This window comes from Mucilaginibacter sp. 21P, from assembly GCF_019331605.1.
Classification (GTDB): Bacteria; Bacteroidota; Bacteroidia; order Sphingobacteriales; family Sphingobacteriaceae; genus Mucilaginibacter; species Mucilaginibacter achroorhodeus.
Window position 1 is genome coordinate 623,240 of record NZ_CP063061.1, and the last position, 20,813, is coordinate 644,052.

Sequence of the window (20,813 nt, forward strand, 5' to 3'; positions counted from 1 at the left end):
AGAAGCAGGATATCAGGAAGCAAGCGACAAGACTGATCTTGATCCCCGATATTTTAGCTTCTATTCTCTTAAAATTTTGATTCTTGATATCTTGCATCCTGATTCGCTTCAAAAAATATGACTTACTGTTTAGGTATAAAGGTTAAGGAAGGCCTTATAGCACTGGCCGATACCCGCATAACTTCGGGAACCGAAACAACCAATAAAAAGAAACTTACCGTAGTACAAAAAGATGGTGGCTCTATGTTTATCATGACGAGCGGCTTAAGATCGGTACGCGACAAAGCTGTTGTTTACTTTAACGAGCTTACCCAAACGCAAACCTTTGATAAGCTTTTCCAAGCGGTTAACGCATTTGGTGAACAGATCCGCCGCGTAGCCCAGGAAGACCGGACGACACTGGAGAAGGCCGGTTTTAAATTCGACCTGAATACCATTATCGGCGGTCAGCTAAAAGATGATAAAGACCATAAGCTATTTTTGCTATATCCCGAAGGCAATTGGGTAGAGCTGGGTGAAGGTGCCCCATTTGTGGCTATCGGCAACTCGGGCCATGGTAAAGCGATATTGAACCGCACAATAGATGAAGATTCAAGCATGCACCTGGCTTTAAAGGCTGCATTTTTGTCGTTTGATTCTACAAGAGTAAGCAGTAACAATGTAGATTTCCCTATAGATATCGCACTTTATAAAAAGGATTCGTTTGAGCTTGTTGAACAGCGCTATACCCAAAAAGACCTTGCCAGTGTATCCGCGCAGTGGGATGATGAATTAAAGGCGGCGTTACAAAATATATCAGGCGACTGGATGAAAAAAGCCTTTGCCAAATTACCGGGAGACAAGGATGAAATTTAAGGTATCGGCCCAATTGGGCTACGCGGCAAAATCAACAGGTACTATTATACTGAACATACATGCCCTGAGAACCGAAAGGCAAAAGGTACTTGAAGAAACGTTTACCATAACCCCTCAAACGGATGCCGAAGAGTTAATTACCGCAACAACGAACAATCGTTTTATCCGCTTCGATATCAAGGAGCCGGGTGATTACAATATTACTTATGAGGCTCTGGTAGATAATTATTTTGAGGTTCATAACTACAAAAAATACACTGACATCAGTATCAGCAATCTTCACCCTGATGTGCTGCTTTATCTAAGCCCAAGCCGCTATTGCCAGTCTGACAAGTTATACCGCCTTGCCGAGAATGAGTTTGGCAACCTGGCCAACAATTATAATAAGGCTGTTGCTATCACCAAATGGATACACAACCACGTAGAATACCTAAGCGGAAGCAGCACCTCAGAGACATCTGCTTATGATACGGTTGCCCAGCAAGCCGGCGTTTGCCGCGATTTTGCGCATCTGGGTATTGCGCTTTGCCGGGCGCTTTCTATCCCTGCACGGTACTTTACGGGCTACTCATATATGCTTATTCCGCAGGATTTCCATGCCTGTTTTGAGGCCTATATCGGTGGCGAGTGGTTGTTATTTGATGCTACGAGGTTATCCCCATTAAACGGGTTTGTAAAAATAGCCACCGGCCGAGATGCCGCCGATGCATCCATCGCCAGCATGTTTGGCGATATCAACAATACCACCATAAAAGTAGATTGCCAGCTTGCCGATGAAGGTGAATTTAGCCCTGTCTATCATTATCCTTCAGTGTTTGATGCGGTAACATATATGTAGTGCGGAATCAGCTTTCTATCACATTTAACATCAAAGTTTTGGCTTAGGGCAAATACGAGTATCTTTGCCACGCAATGTCAGATAAAAAAGTCAGAGTTCGTTTTGCGCCCAGCCCAACAGGTGGTTTACATCTTGGTGGCGTGCGCACCGTTTTATTTAATTACCTGTTTGCCAAAAAGCACGGCGGCGATTTTGTTTTACGTATTGAAGATACCGACCAAACCCGCTACGTTGATGGTGCCGAGCAATACATTATGGATTGCCTTAAATGGTGCGGCCTTACCCCGGATGAAAGTCCGCTGGTGGGTGGCCCCTTTGCACCTTATCGCCAAAGCGAACGCAAACCGCTTTACCGCGAGTATGCAGAGCGCCTGGTTGAGAACGGCCATGCTTACTATGCTTTTGATACCTCAGAAGAATTAGAGCAGAAACGCAAGGATGTTCCCAACTTCCAATACGGCCATGCTTACCGCCATGAAATGCGCAACTCGTTGAGCCTGCCATTGCACGAGGTAGAGAAATTGCTGCATGATGGTACACCGCACGTTATCCGCATAAAAATGCCGGAAGATGAGACCATTGGTTTTGATGATATGATACGCGGGCATGTTACTTTTGATAGTAATCTGGTTGATGATAAGGTACTGCTTAAAGCGGATGGTATGCCAACCTACCACTTAGCTGTGGTGGTTGACGATCACCTGATGAAAATTACCCACGCCTTTCGCGGCGAGGAGTGGCTGCCAAGCGCCCCTGTACATATACTGCTTTGGAAAGTATTGGGCTGGGAAGCCGAGATGCCTGCATGGGCACACTTGCCACTGATATTAAAACCCGACGGCCACGGCAAACTAAGCAAGCGCGATGGCGCGCGCCTGGGTTTCCCGGTGTATGCCATGAACTGGCAGGACAACAAAACCGGCGAGCTAACCCCGGGCTTCCGCGAGTTGGGCTTTTTGCCGGAGGCGTTCCTGAACCTGCTGGCTATGTTAGGCTGGAACGACGGCACCGACCAGGAGATCTTCTCACTGGATGAACTTATAGAAAAATTTTCTATTGATCGTATCAGCAAAGCGGGTGCTAAATTCGATTTTGAAAAAGCCAAATGGTATAATGCCGAGTGGATCAAAAAGTCGGAAGCTGAAAGCCTGAAGCTAAAAGTTTGGGAGATCTTAAAAAGCAAAGGAATCGTGATAAAAGATGAAGCTTATTTGTTGAAAGTGATCGACCTGGTAAAAGAGCGTTGTGTATTGCTTGAGGATTTTTATCAGCAATCAGCATACTTCTTCCAGCAACCTGCAGAATACGATCTAAACGCGGTTAAGCCGAAATGGACGGATGCTAAAACCGATTTCTTCAACGCATTTATCAGCGTATTAAGTTCTCCCGAGACCTTTGATGCAGCGGAGCTTGAGACCAGGTTTAAGGCCCTGGCCGAAGAAAAAGGATTAAAGGCGGGTGATGTGATGCTGCCGTTCCGTATTATGCTGGTAGGTGGTAAGTTTGGCCCTCATGTGTTCGACATAGCCAAGCTATTGGGCGAAAGTGAAGCCATAATTCGCATAGAAAAAGCCCTGGAAGCGTTTAATGCATAGTGTTCACGTTCACGCCATGAACACTCGTGAACACCGTGAACGCTGACAGGATCTTGTCAGTATATATAAATTATCGGCGGCGCGAGCTTCCAGCTCGTGCCAAAGCACCGTGTCAGCTTTCAGCTGGCGGAAGCTTTAAACAACGATAAACAGAAAAGCCAGAACAAATTGTTCTGGCTTTTCTGTTTATCTACCACAAGGGCTATTACATCTTCGGCATCCTGCGCATCATTTGTGCCATGGCTGCAGGGTTGCTCATTTGTTTCATCACTTTACGCATGTCCTCAAACTGCTTCATCAGGCGGTTCACTTCATTGATATCCGTACCCGAGCCTTTTGCAATACGCTGGCGGCGGCTCTGACTGATCAGATCAGGGTTTTCCTTCTCTTTCGGAGTCATAGATTGGATAATAGCCTCAATGCCTTTGAATGCATCATCGCCTACCTCAACATCCTTCATCATTTTACCAACACCGGGTATCATGCCAACCAGATCTTTCATGTTACCCATTTTTTTGATCTGCTGTATCTGGCCGTAAAAGTCGTTAAAGTCAAACTTGTTCTTACGGATCTTTTTCTGCAGCTCGGCAGCTTCTTTCTCATCAAACTGTTGTTGAGCACGCTCTACCAGGGAAACCACGTCGCCCATGCCCAGGATACGCGATGCCATACGGTCAGGGTGGAAAACGTCAAGCGCTTCCATCTTCTCGCCGGTACCAATAAATTTGATAGGCTTGTTTACAACAGATTTAATGGATAATGCAGCACCACCGCGGGTATCGCCATCCAATTTGGTTAAAACAACACCGGTAAAATCAAGGCGGTCATTAAACACCTTGGCGGTATTTACCGCATCCTGGCCCGTCATAGAATCCACTACAAATAAGATCTCGTGCGGGTTGGTAGCAGCCTTCACGTTCTCTATCTCCACCATCATGGCCTCATCAATAGCTAAACGGCCGGCGGTGTCAATGATGACCACGTTATTACCATTTTGCCTGGCTTGTGCAATACCTTCTTTAGCAATGGCAATAGGGTCGTTACTTTCGCGGTTGGCGTAAACCGGGATGCCTATCTGCTGGCCCAATACCTCTAATTGGTCTATCGCTGCAGGGCGGTAAACGTCGTCAGCAACCAATAAAGGCTTTTTGTTCTTTTGCGTTTTAAGGAAGTTGGCCAGCTTACCGGTAAAAGTAGTTTTACCCGCACCGTTCAAACCCGCTATCAGGATGATGGTTGGCGATGCTTTTAGGTCAAGCTCTGATGTGGTGCCGCCCATTAATTCGGTCAGCTCGTCGTTCATCAGCTTGGTAAGCAACTGCCCCGGCGAAATGGTAGTTAATACATTCTCGCCTAATGCTTTTTGCCTTACATCATCAGTAAATGTTTTGGCAGTTTTATAGTTTACGTCGGCGTCCAGAAGGGCTTTGCGTATCTCCTTCATGGTCTCGGCCACGTTAATTTCAGTTATTGATCCCTGTCCTTTTAGTACCTTAAAGGCCCTGTCCAGCTTATCCGAAAGATTTTCAAACATTATTATTCCTAATTTTTGAGGTTACAAAGGTAAGATTTTAAGGCAATTGATCGCTATTTTTGAAAAGCCTTTAGCGTTACGGTTAACATCGCCTTAAAGATCACAGCAGACATTTTATTTTCCTGGCAGCCGCGGGTTTATGTTTAAGCTTTATTTTATAATTTTAGCATGTGAAAACAACCTTAAAAGCCTTATCATTAGTCGTGGTTGCTATGCTTTTTATTTTAAGCGCCTGCAAAAAAGACCAACCTAATTTGCCTGATCCTATCGCGGCAACAGTAACCATCGAAAGTAAACCCATTAGCACTGCTACCAATGAAATATCGGTTAAGGGCCTCATAAGTTTATCTGATACTAATAGTGTTATAAACAGAGGATTTTGTATTTCTGCAACACCTAACCCTACAACTGCATCAATAATTACAAAAGTACCGGGCGGCAGCGGCACCCTTGCAACAAGCATTACCGGCCTTATGCCGGGCACCACGTATTATATCAGAGCTTTTGCCGTTACAGCAGCCGGCATTGCCTACAGCGATAACCTTAAAGTTACTACAGATGTGGTGGACATAGATGGCAACATTTATAAAACAGTAAACATTGGCAACTCAGTTTGGCTGGTGCAAAACCTTAAAGTTACACATTTTCGCAACGGGGAGCCTATTGATTATCTCACACGAGAAGATGACTGGCGTTATCTGAGTGGCTACTGTGATTATAACTTTGACAGCCTGCTGGGTGATACTTACGGGCATCTGTATAATTTTGCTGCCATAAGCGATACCAGAAATATATGCCCTGCGGGCTGGCGCCTGCCAAAGGGAGACGATTGGAGAGAGATATTCTGGCTACCGGGGCTCACCAATACGGCAACAGGTGCAATGAAAGAGGCCGGTACCGATCATTGGATAAGCCCTAATGTAGGTGCAACTAATCAAACCGGCTTCACGGGCTTGCCTGCTGGTATACGCAATAATCTTGGTTTTTACTCGCTCGGCACATCTACCATATATTGGTCAGATCCATCAGAAATATATACCACCACATTATTAAACAATGTAGAAACTGTTGCCGGCACCATGAACGGGCTTAGAGACGGTACAGGTATGATGGGGTGCTCGGTTCGTTGTGTTAAAATAGATTAACCTGTAACCTGCGGCAAATGAGCAGAGTATGTTTAACATGTAGTCTTCTCTTTATTTGTTTTGCCTTTCGGCTCAAAACAGTACTTTTGCGGGATTCAGAATTTTAAGCTATGCTAAGAACACACACTTGCGGACAATTACATATTGCCAATTTAGGTGAAACCGTTACGCTTTGCGGATGGGTGCAAAAATCACGCGACCTGGGCGGTACCACGTTTATTGACGTTCGCGACCGTTATGGTTTAACTCAGTTGGTTTTCAATACCGAAACCGACGAGAAACTGCGTGAAGCAAGCCGCAATTTAGGCCGCGAGTTTGTGATAAAAGTTACAGGTAAGGTTTTAGAGCGTTCTAACAAGAACCTTAAAATACCTACCGGTGAAATTGAAATAGCTGTTACCGAGCTTGAAGTACTGAATGCGGCTAAAATCCCGCCGTTCCTGATTGAGGATGAAACCGATGGCGGCGAGGAACTGCGTGCCAAATACCGTTACCTTGATCTACGCCGTAACCCTATCCGCAACAACCTGGTGCTGCGCAGCAAAATGGCGCAGGAAGTACGCAAGTACCTTTCAGATCTTGATTTTATCGAGGTGGAAACCCCGGTACTGATCAAATCTACGCCTGAAGGTGCCCGCGACTTTGTGGTGCCAAGCCGCATGAACCCGGGCGAGTTTTACGCTCTGCCACAATCGCCGCAAACCTTTAAGCAATTGCTAATGGTGAGCGGTTTTGACCGTTATTTCCAGATCGTGAAATGTTTTAGGGACGAGGACTTACGTGCCGATCGCCAGCCGGAGTTTACCCAGATAGACTGTGAGTTATCTTTTGTTACGCAGGAAGATATCCTGAATATATTTGAAGGCTTAACCCGCCACCTGTTCAGCACGGTAAAAGGTGTTGAACTGGATGAGTTCCCGCGTATGCAATATGCTGATGCGGCGCGTTTGTATGGATCAGATAAACCTGATACCCGGTTTGGGATGCAATTTGTTGAACTGAATGACATTGCAAAAGGCAAAGGTTTTGGTGTTTTTGATAATGCCGAACTGGTTGTGGGTATTAACGCCAAAGGCTGCGCTGCATATACCCGCAAACAATTGGATGAACTGACCGACTTTGTTAAACGCCCGCAAATCGGCGCTACAGGTTTGATCTATGCCCGTCATAACGATGATGGCACCATCAAATCATCGGTAGATAAATTCTTTAACGAAGAAGAGTTAGCTAAATGGTCTGCCGCTTTCGAGACCGAAAAAGGCGACTTAATATTGATACTTGCCGGCCAAACTGATAAAGTACGTAAACAATTGAACGAGCTTCGCCTGGAGATGGGCGGCCGTTTAGGCTTACGCGATAAAAATAAGTTTTCGCCGCTATGGGTGGTCGATTTCCCGCTTTTAGAGTGGGACGAAGAAAGTGAGCGTTATCACGCTATGCACCACCCATTCACCTCACCAAAACCTGAGGATATCGCCCTGTTGGACACTAAGCCGGGCGAAGTACGCGCCAACGCTTATGACCTGGTGATTAACGGTACCGAGATCGGTGGTGGCTCTATTCGTATCCATGATCGTGAGCTGCAATCGCTAATGTTCAAACACCTTGGTTTCTCTAAGGAAGAAGCCCAAAAGCAATTCGGCTTCCTGATGGATGCCTTCGAGTACGGTGCCCCGCCGCATGGTGGTATCGCTTTCGGGTTTGACAGGCTGGCTTCTATTTTCGCCGGGCTGGATTCTATCCGCGATGTTATTGCGTTCCCTAAGAATAACTCGGGCCGTGACATCATGATCAATTCACCATCAACCATTGCTGATGCGCAGATGACCGAATTAAAAATTAAGTCTACTGTATCACCTGAGTAAATTATTACGTTAATAATAACATGAAAAAACACTTACTGATATTAAGCTTATTTTTAGCTGTATTTGCATCTTGTTCAAAAGATAAAGACAATTTTGACCCTGCCGTTCAGGCTGCCAAAGATGAGGCAGATATCCAAGCGTACATTAAAGCCAACCCAAGCATAAACGTTACCAAAGATGCTAACGGTGTTTATTACCAGGTATTAACTGAAGGTACGGGCGCTACACCTACTGCAAGCAGTACCGTAAGCGTGAATTACGTGGGCAAATTACTTAACGGCAGCCAATTTGATGCTGGTACCGGCACCACATTCCCTTTAAGTAACGTTATTAAAGGCTGGCAATATGGCTTAACCCATGTTAAGGCCGGTGGCCGCGTTTTCCTGATCGTGCCTTCGGCATTGGCTTATGGCAACAGCTCTCCAGGGGCCGGCATTCCGGCAAACTCGGTTTTAACATTCACCATTGATCTGCTGACCGTTAGATAATATAACTTTCCGAGATAAAAAGAAAAGCCGGTAATTGAACAATTACCGGCTTTTCTTTGAGCCTCTCCCCAACCCCTCTCCGAGGGAGAGGAGCTTAAGAATATCTTTTGTTTTAAAGTCTCCCCTTTCGGGGGAGATTTAGAGGGGGCTACACCCCTGCCTGCAGCGCTCTTTTATGCGTTTTGTGATGCACGGCCTTGCGTACCTTGTTGTTTTTTGCACCAGATTTTTTACGTTTACCCAGCCAAATGATAAACCCGGTTACCGGTAAACTTGCACAGATCAAACTCGCTATAAATGCTATTATCTTGGTGGTAACGCCGCCTATCTGGCCAACATGTATATCGTAGTTCATCTCGTTAAGCCTTAGGCCGGGGCTCTTTTTCTCCAGCGCGTAGGTTTTTAAAAGCTTGCCATTATACTTATCAAACTCATAGCCACTGGCATTGGCATAATGAAGCGATTTTGGGTAGGCGCCAACACCGATAGCGCCAGAAACTGTAGGATCATTGTGGATCAAAAACATTTGTGCCTTGGGTGATTGCTGCCTTGCGTAAGCAAAAGCCACATCAACAACGGGCTTTGCTGCCATACCCGATCTTTTAAGCGAATCTGATTTTGGTTCGCTCACTTCATCCTCGTATTTAATGCCGCGGCCTATGTTTGCAGTTTTGTAGATGGCCCTGCTTACCGGTTCAAAAGCAATGGCCAGGCCGCTTATGCTTAGTATCAAGGCAATAGAAGTTGCATAAAAACCCAGAACATTGTGCAGGTCGTAATTTACCCTGCGCCAGCGGCCTCCCCATTTAATGGTAAAGCTGCGCTTGCGGTCGCTTTTGCGCTTGGGCCACCACAAGATAAGCCCGGTTATCATGATTACCATAAAGATGATCACAGCAACCCCTACTACCCATTTGCCAATTGCAGGCGGCAGCAGCAGGTAAAGGTGTATATATTCAACAATGATGAAAAAGTTAGTTTGCGGCGTTTCGTGATGAACGATCTTTCCTGTATAGGGGTTCAGGTATACGTATTCGTAGCCCTCTGCACCTTTGTTTGCCAATACACCTGCAGGCCTTTCTACACCGTAGTAATAAATATAATCAGGACTCGCTTTAGGGTAAGCTTTCTTTACTTCACTTATTAGCTGCGATGGCTCAACGTAGGGCTTACCTGTGTTTTCAACCGTGCGGTAGCTATGCATCGCATCTTGTATCTCATCCTGGAAACAAAAGATACAGCCTGTTATACTTACAATAAACACCACAAGCCCGGATATAACCCCGAGCCAGCGATGGCAAAAAAGTAATGCTTTTTTAAATGGCGACATACCTAAAATTTATATGATGCACTCAACACTAACTGACGCAACCTTTGCGGGTTGATGGTGGTATAACCGGTGTAGTATTCCTTGTTAGCCAAATTGTTTACGCTGAAACCGAAGCGGTATTTTGGCTGCTCGTAAAATAAGTTGGCGTTTAGTATGGTGTATGCCGGTAATTCAAAAGTGCCCTGGCTTACACTGTTGATGATCTTGTTTGCACTGGCGTAATTACCACCGAAACCAGCACCTAAGCCTTTCAACACAGTTGATGGCAAACGGTAGCTTGCATAAAAGTTAGCAAGGTAAGGCGAGCCGGCGGTGTTAGGGCGAAGGCCTTGCACATCAGCATCTGCCAGTGTAAATTTTGAATCGTTGTAGGCAAAACCGGCGATGATATTAACTGAGCTTATCGGGTTGGCTATGATCTCAGCCTCAAAACCTTTGCTGCTTTGGGTACCATCCTGTACCTGGATTGGTAAACCACCACCCGAGCCTTGCACAGTACGCAACACGTTGGTAAGATTGATACGATAGTAGCTTAAGGTACCGTTCAACTTGCCGTTAAATAACGCCATTTTAACACCACCCTCTATTTGATTGGCATTTTGAACTTTCGCAACAACCGGTTGCGATTGCGCATCCCTGTATACACCCGGGTTTTGAAAACCATTTTGGTAATTGGCAAAGAATGATAAAGCCTCCTTTATTGGCTGGTACACCAAGCCGAATTTTGGAGAGAACGCAGTTTGACCAAATGCCGGTGCCGAATCTTGTGGCGTACCGTCAACGTTGTAGCTGCCTTTGTTCTCATAACGGTCAACACGTAAACCAACTGAGGCTATTAATTTATCAGTGATGTTAACTACATCTGAAGCGTAGGCACTATAAGTATTGGTTTTGTAGATGTACGGGAATGCTGCAGCCGGATTATAAAGATTGGCATCAGTCAAGATTTTATTGAATGATCCGTAATCGTATTTGGGATCATTGATCGGTGCTATGCCATATGAGCCGCCGTAATAGATCTGGTTAGAGTTCTGGTGCTGAAAGTCTAATCCAACCACAAAGCGGTGGCGGGTACTGCCGATATTAAAATCGCCGTTGATGTTCTCCTGGATCTCAATAGCGCTGAATTTACTATGGTAGGTAGATTGATCGTTGTTGTAGATATAATTTGCCTCACCCGGGCGATCAGGAAGATCGGCCACGCCTGGTTTGCGCGCGATCTTAATCGCGGTTGAATCACTCACCAGGTAAAAATATGGGCTTGGGCCGTTGGAGTAGCTGTTTGTTGCCGAAAAAACGGTTTGTGATCTTAGCTTGTCCGAGAACTTGTAGTTCATGGTGGCAAAATAGTTGGCGCTGCGGCTAAACGCTTTGATGTCATCGTTAACGTAAGCGTTCTTGTAGTTGATATTAAGGTCGCTAACCTTGCTTACGCCCAACGTTTTTGGGGTATCATAAAAGAAGAAGAATGGCTTTGCAGAATTACGCCCGATAAAGATCTCAGACTCTAATAAGAAAGATAATTTATCGTTAGCTTTTATAGCCAGGCTTGGCGCCAGGGCAAATGAGCGGTTTTTACCATAATTCTGGAAACTGCCCTCGTAATTGTAAGCGGAGTTTAAACGGAAGGCTACGTTTGTGCCAAGCGGCGTGTTCAAGTCGATAGTGGTACGGCTGAGGTCATAACTACCTACAGTATGGCCAATTTCTAAACCAAAGGTTTCGTAAGGCTTTTTGGTAACACGGTTAACCAAACCACCAAATGAAGTTAAGGTGCTGCCAAACAACGTAGCCGACGGGCCTTTAATAACCTCTATCTTGTCGATGTTAATCGCATCAATGCCGCTGGTAACCAAACCCGCAATGCCGTTTCTTAAACGGGTTTGGGTAACAAAACCACGCAGTGTAAAATAACCACCGCCATCACCTGCACGGTTGGTAGCATCCCACATTTTTTGTATACCGGGGGCATTTCTTAAAGCATCCTCTACATTAAAAACATTTTGCTCTTTTAAAAGCTCGGTAGTTACTACGCTGTAGCTTTGAGAGTTTTCCAGATTGTTCAAGGGTATCTTTGCTACATCCGTACTTATTTTCCTGGTGAAGCGGTTTGCCCTGTTAGCAATTACATTAACCTCCGTAAGCTGCGACTGGCTTGCACGAACGGTTATGTCCTGCACGTTTGTTACCTGCCCTGCAGTAACTGTAACCGGTACTTCTACCCGCTCAACGCCTACATAAGAAATAATGATGGTATAAGAACCAGCCGGTGCTCTAAAAGAAAATGTACCGTTATCTGCAGTAGTTGTACCGTAACCTGTACCTTCCAAACCGATGGAAACGTTTTCTGCGGGTTTACCACCATTAGTTAACACCTTACCTTGTATGGTGCCCTTCCTTTGAGCAAACACAATAACAGGTGTAAGGAATAATAGAAGTGCGAATAACGCTGATCTGGAGATTGATAGTATAGGTTTCTTCATTATAAAATGCGCTGCGATACAAATAGTTTATTAAGACTAATTTTAAATAACGAGGCAAATATAACCGCGAGATGCTTAGCATCCAAATTATTTAGAATGATTATAAAGAAAGAAGCTTTGCAACAGCATCTTAAATGTGTAATTTTAACACTATGAAAAGAATAGCTATTGATATGGATGATGTGGTTGCAGACGCACAGGCACGCTTTGGCGAATGGTATGCCCGCGACTACGGCATCGAATTCACACCTGAGCAATTATACTCGGCCAGTGTACAGGATTTGATCAAGCCCGAGCACAGCAGCTGCATCCGCGAGTTTGTTTTTCATGACGACTTTTTTAAGGACCTGCCGGTTATCAAAGATGCAAAAGCGGTAATTGCCGAATTGTACAAAAAATACGAAATCTATTTTACTACAGCAGCTATGGAGTTTCCAAACTCGTTGTTGCCGAAACTGGCCTGGTTGGGTGAGCACTTTCCCTATGTTACCTGGAAGAACATTGTTTTCTGCGGTGATAAGAGCATTATCAATGCCGACTACATGATAGATGATAATGTGCGAAACTTCAACGGTTTTATTGGGCAAGGCATCCTGTTCAAAGCAGCGCATAACCACGATGTACGCTGGGATGTAAAAGTTAATAACTGGCAGGAAGTAAAGGAAATGCTGCTTTAATTACTTAGCTGCACCTTTAACCACCCTCCCGGCATTATCTTTTATAAAGGTTTCCCAGCCTGAGTACGCCTTTTTGCTTTTGGCCGCACCCTTAGGTGCCTTGGTGCTAATTTTTTGGAACGAATGGCAAACGGCAACAGCAAGCCCGTCCGTAGCGTCTAAAAAATCAGGCGTCTCTGTGAAGTTTAATAGCGTTTGCAGCATGGCGGCAACTTGCTCTTTGGTGGCGCTGCCATTACCAGTAATAGACTGCTTTATCTTGCGCGGCGAGTATTCTGTTATATCCAGGTTTCGGGATAAGGCAGCTGCCATGCAAATACCTTGCGCGCGCCCAAGTTTAAGCATCACCTGTATGTTTTTACCATAGAACGGCGCCTCAATGGCCAGGCAATCAGGTTTGTAGTTATCTATTAAAGCAACGGTTTTTTCAAAGATGCGCTGTAGCTTAAGCATATGGTCATCAAGCTTGCCCAGTTTTACAACACCGAGGCTGAGCAGTTCAATTTTGTTCCCTTTCTCAAGCACTAATCCGTAACCCATAACAGCGGTACCGGGGTCAATTCCCAATATGATACGCTCTTTAACATTCACCTGCTCCATCAGTAACAAAGCTACGTTTTAATGCGGTTATTATGCAGCACATCCATGTATTGCTGGCGTGGTATCATCCGCGCGCCCAGACTTTCAAGATGTTCGGTATATACCTGGCAATCTATTAAAGCAAAATTGGTGGTCTGGCAAAGCCATATCAATGCAGTTTTAGAGGCGTTACTTACTTTGCTGAACATACTTTCGCCGCAAAATACATTACCGGTCTGCACACCGTATAATCCACCCACTAATTCGTTATTTTTCCAAATTTCAACAGAATGAGCAAAACCGAGGCGGTGTAGTTCTGCATATGCAGCCTTCATTTCGTTTGTGATCCAGGTACCGTCTTGTCCCTCGCGTGCAATAGATGAGCAACTATCGATTACGCTCCCGAAAGCTTTATTCAAGGTTACCAAAAACACGCCATCCCTTATTACCTTACGCATAGATTTGGAGACAACCAATTCATCTGGAAAAAGCACAAAACGCTCATGCGGTGAATACCACAAAATCGGCTCATCCGCGCTATACCAGGGAAATATCCCATTCTCGTAAGCAAGCATTAAGCGCCCGGCCGAAAGATCGCCGCCAACGGCAAGCAGTCCATCCTCTTCGGCCAGGGCTGGGTCCGGGAATATTAAACGCTCATCAAGCCTGAATATCATCAGGGCAAATTTATGCCTTCTTGCGTATCACCAGCTTTTTATTTTGAGCTTTGGCTATATTATCCATGTACTGCTGCATCTCGGTGTATTTTGCTGCCGGTATCACGTGATTATTCAGGTTAAAAGTGGCTGTACTTAACACCTGGTTTTTAGCGGCGTCATATTTATAATTCACGTCATAGCTACCGTAAGTAAACTTAAATGCCTGGTTAACCGGCAAAGTCTCTACCTCGTAGCCCTGCGGCAGATCAATTGTGGTAACACATGATTTTTGCAGGGGTACAGAAAAGTAGAAATCATTTTTACGCTTTTCTAAAGGCGGCACAGTCAATTTCCACAGATCAAACAGGCGTGGCCTGTAAAACATTTTATTGCCGGCGGCTATGTCGCAAAACTTGTCAAACTCCAGCTCAAGGCTTAATTCTTTAACCCCGTCATTATCCGTTACCGGGCTTATCTCCAGCACATTGGGCTGCTTCATGTTTAACATTCTTATAAGCGTTTCCTTTTGTTCATCGCTTTTTAAAGATGCCATGCTGATAAAATCATCCCGGTATGCACCGGTAGTTATTGCCTTCATTTTTGCTTTGGCACCACCTTCAGCTTCAAACGTGATATGAACTTCGGTGTTAAACTGGTTGTCAAGCATTGAACTTTTAGGGGTATTTACCAAAACGCCGCCGTCGGCTGTTACCAACAACGCATTTCGGTTCTCCGTAAACGGACCAAGTTTACCGAATGGCCTGGTGCTGCTGGTACACTCCAGCCAGGTGGTATCACCCTTAAATGGCACACACAAAATAACGTGATTGAAAGGGTCGCTCGGGAAAGCTTTATCAGCCGGGCGTTCATTGTCTCCGGCTCTAACCATTGCATAATAAGATGGAATGTCAACCGCCTTTAGCAAGGCGTGCATATAATTGGATAACGCTTTGCAATCGCCATACTTTTTCTGATCTACAAAAGTTGCCGGGAAGGGCTTTAAACCACCTATACCTAATTGGATACTTACGTAACGCATGTTATCCTGCAGGTATTTATATAAGAACCTGGCTTTCTCTTTATCAGTTTTTAAATTGGCCGTCATCGCTTTTATTTCTTCTACACGTTGAGGCGGCAAGCTATTCACATCTGTATTTAAGCCTAACTGCCAGTTACCGTAGCTTTTCCATGTTGTGAAATCACCGGGGATACCATCAAATGAGAAATAATTATTTGCAAAGGATATACTCGGGAAAACCTGCCAGTCAACCGCGTCGTCCTCGGGCTTTATTGCTTTAAGCGATTTTACCGTCCAGGTGTATTTATCCAGGCCATCCTGTGATGTTTTCACCGGGGCTATAGAGGTATTGTAATTTTTGTACCTGAACCCGTTTGCCGGGTCGGTTTGTACGCTATACTCGGCATACTGCACGGCCCGCTCAGGCGACAGATAACTCCATTCACTCAGATCGAAATAGCTGTTACGGGTAACCTCGTAATTTATCTCAACCGTTGTGGGATAACTTGCAATGCTGTGGCCCGCAACCAACATACGGTCATCAGTTACTATAGAGATACCATCTACCGCTGCCCGATCATACATATCGCCTTTCTTGTACTTTTTTAATTGCACGCCATCGGCATTGTAAATAATCATCTCGGCATCATTAACGCTGTTGAACTTTTTATCGTAAAACAGAACCAGCCTTGCAGCATCGTCGGCCTTTTCATTGAGGACAGTAACGATACTGTGATGTTTTATAACAAGTTTGTCTTTACGTTTTACAACCAACTCATCTGATGCGTAGCGTACAACAGCATTAGCACCATCCTTTAAAGAATCGGGTATGGTTGATGCCTGCAAGTACTCTTTTAGATTTTTATTTTTTTGAGCGCTAACTTCTAAACTGCCGAATAGCAAAAAAGCGGCGGCACAAAGTGCCGCCCTAAATAACTGGAATTTCATGTCAATTATGATTTCTTAAGCACGATCTGCTCGTTAAGCATCTCATACATTTTCTTATAGAACTCGTGTACCATTGGATAGATGTCCCTGCCATAGCTGATGGCTTTTTGGTCTATCTGGTAACGTATCATCAGCATACCGTTCTCGGCAGATGCTACACGCCTGAACAGGATGCTTTCATCTGGCATTTTCAACGTTACGTTCTTAGGCAAGGCATCCAACTTATAATTTGCGGGTAGCTTGTATGAGCCAATAATGGTGTAGCTTTTCTTGTAACCAAAGTCAATATCGGTAAGCCTGTTCTCGCTCAGGAACGGATTAGCCTTTAAGGCGCTGAACATGTTAGGCACAAAATAGATATAGTTCTCATCAGATCCGGTAAGGTCTAATTTGAAATTAACATTCTGTACAAGCGGTAAACTATCAACTTCGGTATTCTCTAATTTAAGCGAACTGATGTTTAGGGCATTGTTATTATCCCTAAGATAATCCGTATATTTTTTCTCACCATCGTCCTTATATCTGTTAAGCGCATTTACCCTATTGTAGCTAAAGCTGCTTATTTGTGCATTACCGTCTAATTTACCATCGTTTGTTACCTCACCTTTCAACATCACCACCTGCCTAACGGCATCATCTCTCTGCAGCATCACTATATCATACTTTTCATTTTCCTTGTCTATGTATAAGCCGCTCGAGTTTAAAAGGTCATAAGGCGTTTCGTTATATTGGTTGTATTTACCGGTAGCATCCAGTATATAGCTCTTGCCTTCGCCCATCGGCACATAAACTACCGCACGGTTAAACTGGTATAGGAAGGTAAAATATGGCACAACCTTGCCATGCTCGCGGGTGCTTACTACCATCGGGAAGGCTTTAACATCAGCCTTTTTAAGTAAATGGTATAGTATAATGTTTATCTCAGCAGAGTTACCGGTTTTCTTTTCCCAGGCCTTAACAGTACCATCATTGGTATACCACCTGTCAACACCGTTCCATTTCATACTGTTCCTCACCTCGTTAAAAAGGTATTGAATTTTTTGATCGTCAGTTTTTAAGCTTTTAGCTTTCGTGATCAATACTTCTTCGTTGGCCAGTTTGCGTTTTAACTGGCTGCCAAAATCCTCATCATCCGCAAGTATACGGCCCACCTTAGCCCAACTATCTGAATATGATGGCGAGTAGGTACCCAAAGGTCTTACTGCGGTTAATTGATGCGCAATTTTTTGAAGGTTATCGGCAGAGGCTGTCATGTAAGCTTCATCGGGTAATGACGGCACATTAGCAAGCCCCCTGTAAGTTGTTTCAAGGCTGTAAGATATGAGGTTAGTGCCCGTGCCATAGCTGCGCCCTTCTGATTTGGCACTGTATTTTACCAAAGGCTGCTCTACATGCGCGTTTATCTGAAAGGTCATAAAATCGGGCACGTAAGTCTTAAACTCGCTGTAACGGGTTGGTAATTTGCTTTGGAAATACCAATCTGGGAAGTTATTAAGTGAGTTGCTTCTCAACGAATATTTATACTCGATGATAGAGCCAGCCTTTACATTCGGCATGCTGAATACCAGGGCAGATCTGTTCTTATCGATCTGTTCAGTGTAGATCAGTTTCTTATCAAGCTTTGTAATTTCAGGTTTGCCATCAACAAGGTTTATGGTTTGTGCCTGCAAACCGTTGATGTACTCAAGGCGGTTACCGCCGTAAAATTCAATGCGAATGTTTGCATTGTCCTTACCGTTGATATTAAAGATCTTGATGCGTTTATGCCTGTCTAAAGACAGGTCCATGTTAGGGTCATAACCTGCGCTGCCAATATCAAAAAGCACTTCGGCGTTGGCATCTTTCTCAAAATCACATGATTTTAGTTCGAGATCAGCTACTTCTACTTTGCCAAAAGGCTGTGCGGCTACATAATTTGAGTTGGTTTCTGCGCTCTGCGCGAGGGATAAAAAGGGAGCAATACAAAATGCTATTGCTGCAATAGTTTTGTTCATTGTAATTAAGGTTAAAAGCAACACTAAGATAATACAATACCGAGAATTGCAAGCAAATATTTTTACCGGTATTAAACTTAGTTACACAGGGCTTGTCAAACCTCACGTTTAACAACTTAGCGCAAATACAATGAGCGACTTAGGTAAAATAAAGCATCTATATGCCAGGGCCGGTTTCGGGCTAAATGTTGATGATCTGGCAACGTTTCAAAAAGCATCTTTAACGCACGCCACTGAGCAGTTGTTCAAGTCATCAACTACCGCACAACCGCTTATGCTGGTAACTGAAAATTTGAGCTTTAAAATGGCCAGTGCAGATAAAACAGATACGCTAACCCGTAAGATGTTTATGAAGCAGCAACGTGAGCAGGAAAAAGACCTCAACATTGCCTGGCTCAATCAAATGAGCACCACGCCGGCACAGCTGCGCGAGAAGATGACCTTGTTTTGGCATAATCACTTTGCATGCAGGTCTCAAAACCCCTACTACGCCCAACAACTTAATAATATTCAACGCAGCAATGCTTTAGGCAACTTCAAAACATTGCTGATGGAGGTATCGCAATCTCCGGCCATGCTGCAGTTTTTAAATAACCAGCAAAATAAAAAGGGACACCCTAATGAGAACTTTGCCCGCGAGTTAATGGAGCTTTTCACCATTGGCCGGGGTAACTACACCGAGCAGGATATCAAAGAATCGGCACGGTCTTTCACCGGCTGGGGTTTTAATAACAAAGGCGAATTTGTTACCCGCGAGCAGCAGCATGACGAGGGCACAAAAACCTTTATGGGCCAAGCCGGCGCCTTTAAAGGTGAGGACATCATTAACATGCTGCTACAAAACAAAAAGACAGCCACGTTCATCTGCACAAAGTTGTACCGCTACCTGGTTAATGATGTTCCGGATAGCAGGCACGTGAGCGCAATGGCTGATGTTTTTTATAACAGCAACTACGAGATAACGCCGCTTTTAAAGTTTGTTTTTGCTGCCGATTGGTTTTATGCACCTGTTAACACCGGCAATTTGATCAAATCGCCGATAGACTTAATTGTTGGCTTAAACCGGCAGTTTTACATCAACTACAACAACCCCGATGTAATGATGCAGTTTCAGCGTGCACTTGGGCAGGTATTGTTTTATCCGCCAAACGTAGCGGGCTGGCCCGGAGGTAAAAGCTGGATAGACAGCTCATCATTAATGACGAGACTGAAAATACCATCAACGGTTTTAAATAATGGGATCATCGATTTCCACGGTAAGGCCGACCCGGAAGATGAGGCGCTATTGGCAACCATGCCCAACCGTAAACAGCAAACCCAAACGCCTGCACAAACAACGCCTGATTGGAATAAGTTTTTAAATGACATACCTAAAGGCACTACCAAAGACCAGGTAGCATCGGTGATATTAGCTGCGCCTATTGATAACAGCATAAAAGCGGTTATTGCTCAATCGTCAAACATTCGGTCAATGGTTGTGGAACTGGTTTCTACTCCTGAATATCAATTGTGTTAATTATGAAAAGAAGGGATTTTTTGAAGAACAGTGCGCTGGCATCCGGTGCCTTTCTTATACCATCATTTTTAAAACCATTTGAGGCGATGGCTTCCAATGAGCTAAGTGGTTTCAAAAACCTCGTTATCATACAGCTATCTGGCGGTAACGATGGGCTTAACACCATTGTGCCTTATGGCAACGATATTTATTACCAAAAGCGCAACACCATTGCCATAAAACCAACTGACCTGGTGAAGCTGAATGATAGGCAGGCGCTTAACCCCAATCTATCGGCTTTAAAAGAACTTTACGACCAGGGCTGGATGAGCATCATTAATTCGGTAGGCTATCCTAACCCGGATAGGTCGCACTTCCGTTCTATGGATATCTGGCAAACCGCCAGCGCATCAGACCAGTTTTTAACTACCGGTTGGATAGGCCGTTACCTGGATGCCAATTGCACCGTGAATAAAGACCCTTACACAGCCGTTGAAGTAGATGATACTCTTTCATTAGCTATGAAAGGCAATAAGATGAAAGGCATTGCCGTGCAAAATCCCGGCAAACTTTTTAACAATACCCGCGAACCTTTCTTTAAAGAACTGGTTAGCGAACACGACCAGCATTTGAATGAGGACAACCTCGGGTATCTCTATAAAACCATGATAGAGACCTATTCGTCGGCAGATTATATACAACAAACCTCAAAAACATATAAAACCGTTGCACAATACCCGCAAACAGGGTTTGCAAACCAGCTTAAAAACGTTGCCAAGTTTATCAACTCCGGCTTAAAAACCCGGGTTTATTATGTATCGCTTAGTGGTTTTGATACGCATACTACGCAATTGAACCAACAAGGCCGCCAGCTAAAGATCTATGGCGATGCAGTTGCGGCGTTTGTGAAAGACCTGAAACAAACGGGCAAGTTGGATGATACCCTGGTGATGACATTCTCTGAATTTGGGCGCCGTGTCGAGCAAAATGCCAGCGACGGCACCGACCATGGTACAGCCAACAATGTGATGCTGTTCGGTGGCAAACTCGAAAAACAAGGTATTTATAACAATGCACCAGATCTGGGCCAATTGGACAACGGCGACCTGAAATATGAAGTGGATTTTAGGGATGTATATGCCACACTGCTTGATAAATGGCTTAACGTTAATAACAAGAGCGTGTTAGGCACGAGCTTCAGAGGATTGGATTTTGTGTAGAACTACATCCATGTCATTTCGCCCCGCTCTCGCTCTTTCGAAATGATATGGCCGTTAAACAGAAAGCCCCGATTGTGGTCAATCGGGGCT

General features: G+C 44.6%; 16 protein-coding genes. 9 read left to right on the forward strand and 7 right to left on the reverse strand.

The genetic code is table 11. The features are described 5' to 3' along the window. Positions 1-117: 117 nt before the first annotated feature. The 3 genes from INP83_RS02650 to gltX all read left to right on the forward strand — a co-directional run bounded on the left by INP83_RS02650 (position 118) and on the right by gltX (position 3,288). Positions 118-855: a peptidase gene (locus INP83_RS02650; protein WP_219126198.1), complete on the forward strand. Its 738-nt coding sequence runs from the start codon at positions 118-120 to the stop codon at positions 853-855. Next, entirely contained in the window at positions 845-1,693 is an 849-nt protein-coding gene (locus tag INP83_RS02655) for a transglutaminase family protein (RefSeq protein WP_219126199.1), read from the forward strand. Before INP83_RS02650 ends, INP83_RS02655 begins: the two co-directional genes overlap by 11 nt. 74 nt (positions 1,694-1,767) lie before the next feature. Next, positions 1,768-3,288, forward strand: a complete 1,521-nt coding sequence (gene gltX, locus INP83_RS02660) for a glutamate--tRNA ligase (RefSeq protein WP_219126200.1) — start codon at positions 1,768-1,770, stop codon at positions 3,286-3,288. Between the two features lie 205 nt (positions 3,289-3,493). On the opposite strand, the gene ffh is transcribed toward gltX, so the two are convergent. Beyond that, positions 3,494-4,822: a signal recognition particle protein gene (ffh, locus tag INP83_RS02665; protein ID WP_146273106.1), complete on the reverse strand. Its 1,329-nt coding sequence runs from the start codon at positions 4,820-4,822 to the stop codon at positions 3,494-3,496. Positions 4,823-4,992: 170 nt separating this feature from the next. On the opposite strand from ffh, the gene INP83_RS02670 reads away from it, so the two are divergent. The 3 genes from INP83_RS02670 to INP83_RS02680 all read left to right on the forward strand — a co-directional run bounded on the left by INP83_RS02670 (position 4,993) and on the right by INP83_RS02680 (position 8,320). Then, positions 4,993-5,967, forward strand: coding sequence for a fibrobacter succinogenes major paralogous domain-containing protein (locus INP83_RS02670; protein WP_146273107.1), 975 nt, complete (start codon positions 4,993-4,995; stop codon positions 5,965-5,967). Positions 5,968-6,077: 110 nt separating this feature from the next. Further along, positions 6,078-7,832, forward strand: a complete 1,755-nt coding sequence (aspS, locus tag INP83_RS02675) for an aspartate--tRNA ligase (RefSeq protein ID WP_219126201.1) — start codon at positions 6,078-6,080, stop codon at positions 7,830-7,832. Between the two features lie 20 nt (positions 7,833-7,852). After that, positions 7,853-8,320, forward strand: a complete 468-nt coding sequence (locus INP83_RS02680) for an FKBP-type peptidyl-prolyl cis-trans isomerase (RefSeq protein WP_146273109.1) — start codon at positions 7,853-7,855, stop codon at positions 8,318-8,320. 148 nt (positions 8,321-8,468) lie between these two features. Here the strand turns inward: INP83_RS02680 and INP83_RS02685 are convergent, their stop codons facing one another. Both INP83_RS02685 and INP83_RS02690 read right to left on the reverse strand, forming a co-directional pair. Next, the gene (locus tag INP83_RS02685; RefSeq protein WP_219126202.1) at positions 8,469-9,650 is read right to left on the reverse strand and encodes a PepSY domain-containing protein; all 1,182 of its coding nucleotides are present in this window, start codon (positions 9,648-9,650) and stop codon (positions 8,469-8,471) included. A gap of 2 nt (positions 9,651-9,652) precedes the next feature. Beyond that, positions 9,653-12,133, reverse strand: a complete 2,481-nt coding sequence (locus INP83_RS02690) for a TonB-dependent receptor (RefSeq protein ID WP_219126203.1) — start codon at positions 12,131-12,133, stop codon at positions 9,653-9,655. 152 nt (positions 12,134-12,285) lie between these two features. Between INP83_RS02690 and INP83_RS02695 the strand changes: the two genes are divergently transcribed. Then, positions 12,286-12,810 carry a 5'(3')-deoxyribonucleotidase gene (locus INP83_RS02695; protein ID WP_186458809.1) on the forward strand — a complete coding sequence of 175 codons (525 nt, stop codon included), beginning with the start codon at positions 12,286-12,288 and terminating at the stop codon, positions 12,808-12,810. Here the strand turns inward: INP83_RS02695 and ruvC are convergent, their stop codons facing one another. The 4 genes from ruvC to INP83_RS02715 are packed head-to-tail and all read right to left on the reverse strand — an operon-like array spanning position 12,811 to position 18,008. After that, on the reverse strand, positions 12,811-13,410 hold the full coding sequence (gene ruvC / locus INP83_RS02700) for a crossover junction endodeoxyribonuclease RuvC (protein WP_146273229.1): 600 nt from the start codon (positions 13,408-13,410) through the stop codon (positions 12,811-12,813). It lies immediately after the preceding gene. 11 nt (positions 13,411-13,421) lie between these two features. Beyond that, the gene (aat, locus tag INP83_RS02705; RefSeq protein ID WP_219126204.1) at positions 13,422-14,066 is read right to left on the reverse strand and encodes a leucyl/phenylalanyl-tRNA--protein transferase; all 645 of its coding nucleotides are present in this window, start codon (positions 14,064-14,066) and stop codon (positions 13,422-13,424) included. 10 nt (positions 14,067-14,076) lie between these two features. After that, positions 14,077-16,014, reverse strand: coding sequence for a DUF3857 domain-containing transglutaminase family protein (locus INP83_RS02710; RefSeq protein ID WP_219126205.1), 1,938 nt, complete (start codon positions 16,012-16,014; stop codon positions 14,077-14,079). A 5-nt stretch (positions 16,015-16,019) separates the two neighbouring features. Further along, complete coding sequence (locus INP83_RS02715; RefSeq protein WP_219126206.1) at positions 16,020-18,008, reverse strand: DUF3857 domain-containing protein; 1,989 nt, start codon at positions 18,006-18,008, stop codon at positions 16,020-16,022. Positions 18,009-18,138: 130 nt separating this feature from the next. On the opposite strand from INP83_RS02715, the gene INP83_RS02720 reads away from it, so the two are divergent. Together INP83_RS02720 and INP83_RS02725 are read left to right on the forward strand one after the other, a co-directional pair. Further along, a complete protein-coding gene (locus INP83_RS02720) occupies positions 18,139-19,524 on the forward strand; it encodes a DUF1800 family protein (RefSeq protein ID WP_219126207.1) in 1,386 nt (461 codons plus the stop codon). Between the two features lie 2 nt (positions 19,525-19,526). Continuing rightward, the gene (locus tag INP83_RS02725; RefSeq protein ID WP_219126208.1) at positions 19,527-20,723 is read left to right on the forward strand and encodes a DUF1501 domain-containing protein; all 1,197 of its coding nucleotides are present in this window, start codon (positions 19,527-19,529) and stop codon (positions 20,721-20,723) included. The last annotated feature ends 90 nt before the right edge of the window (positions 20,724-20,813 follow it).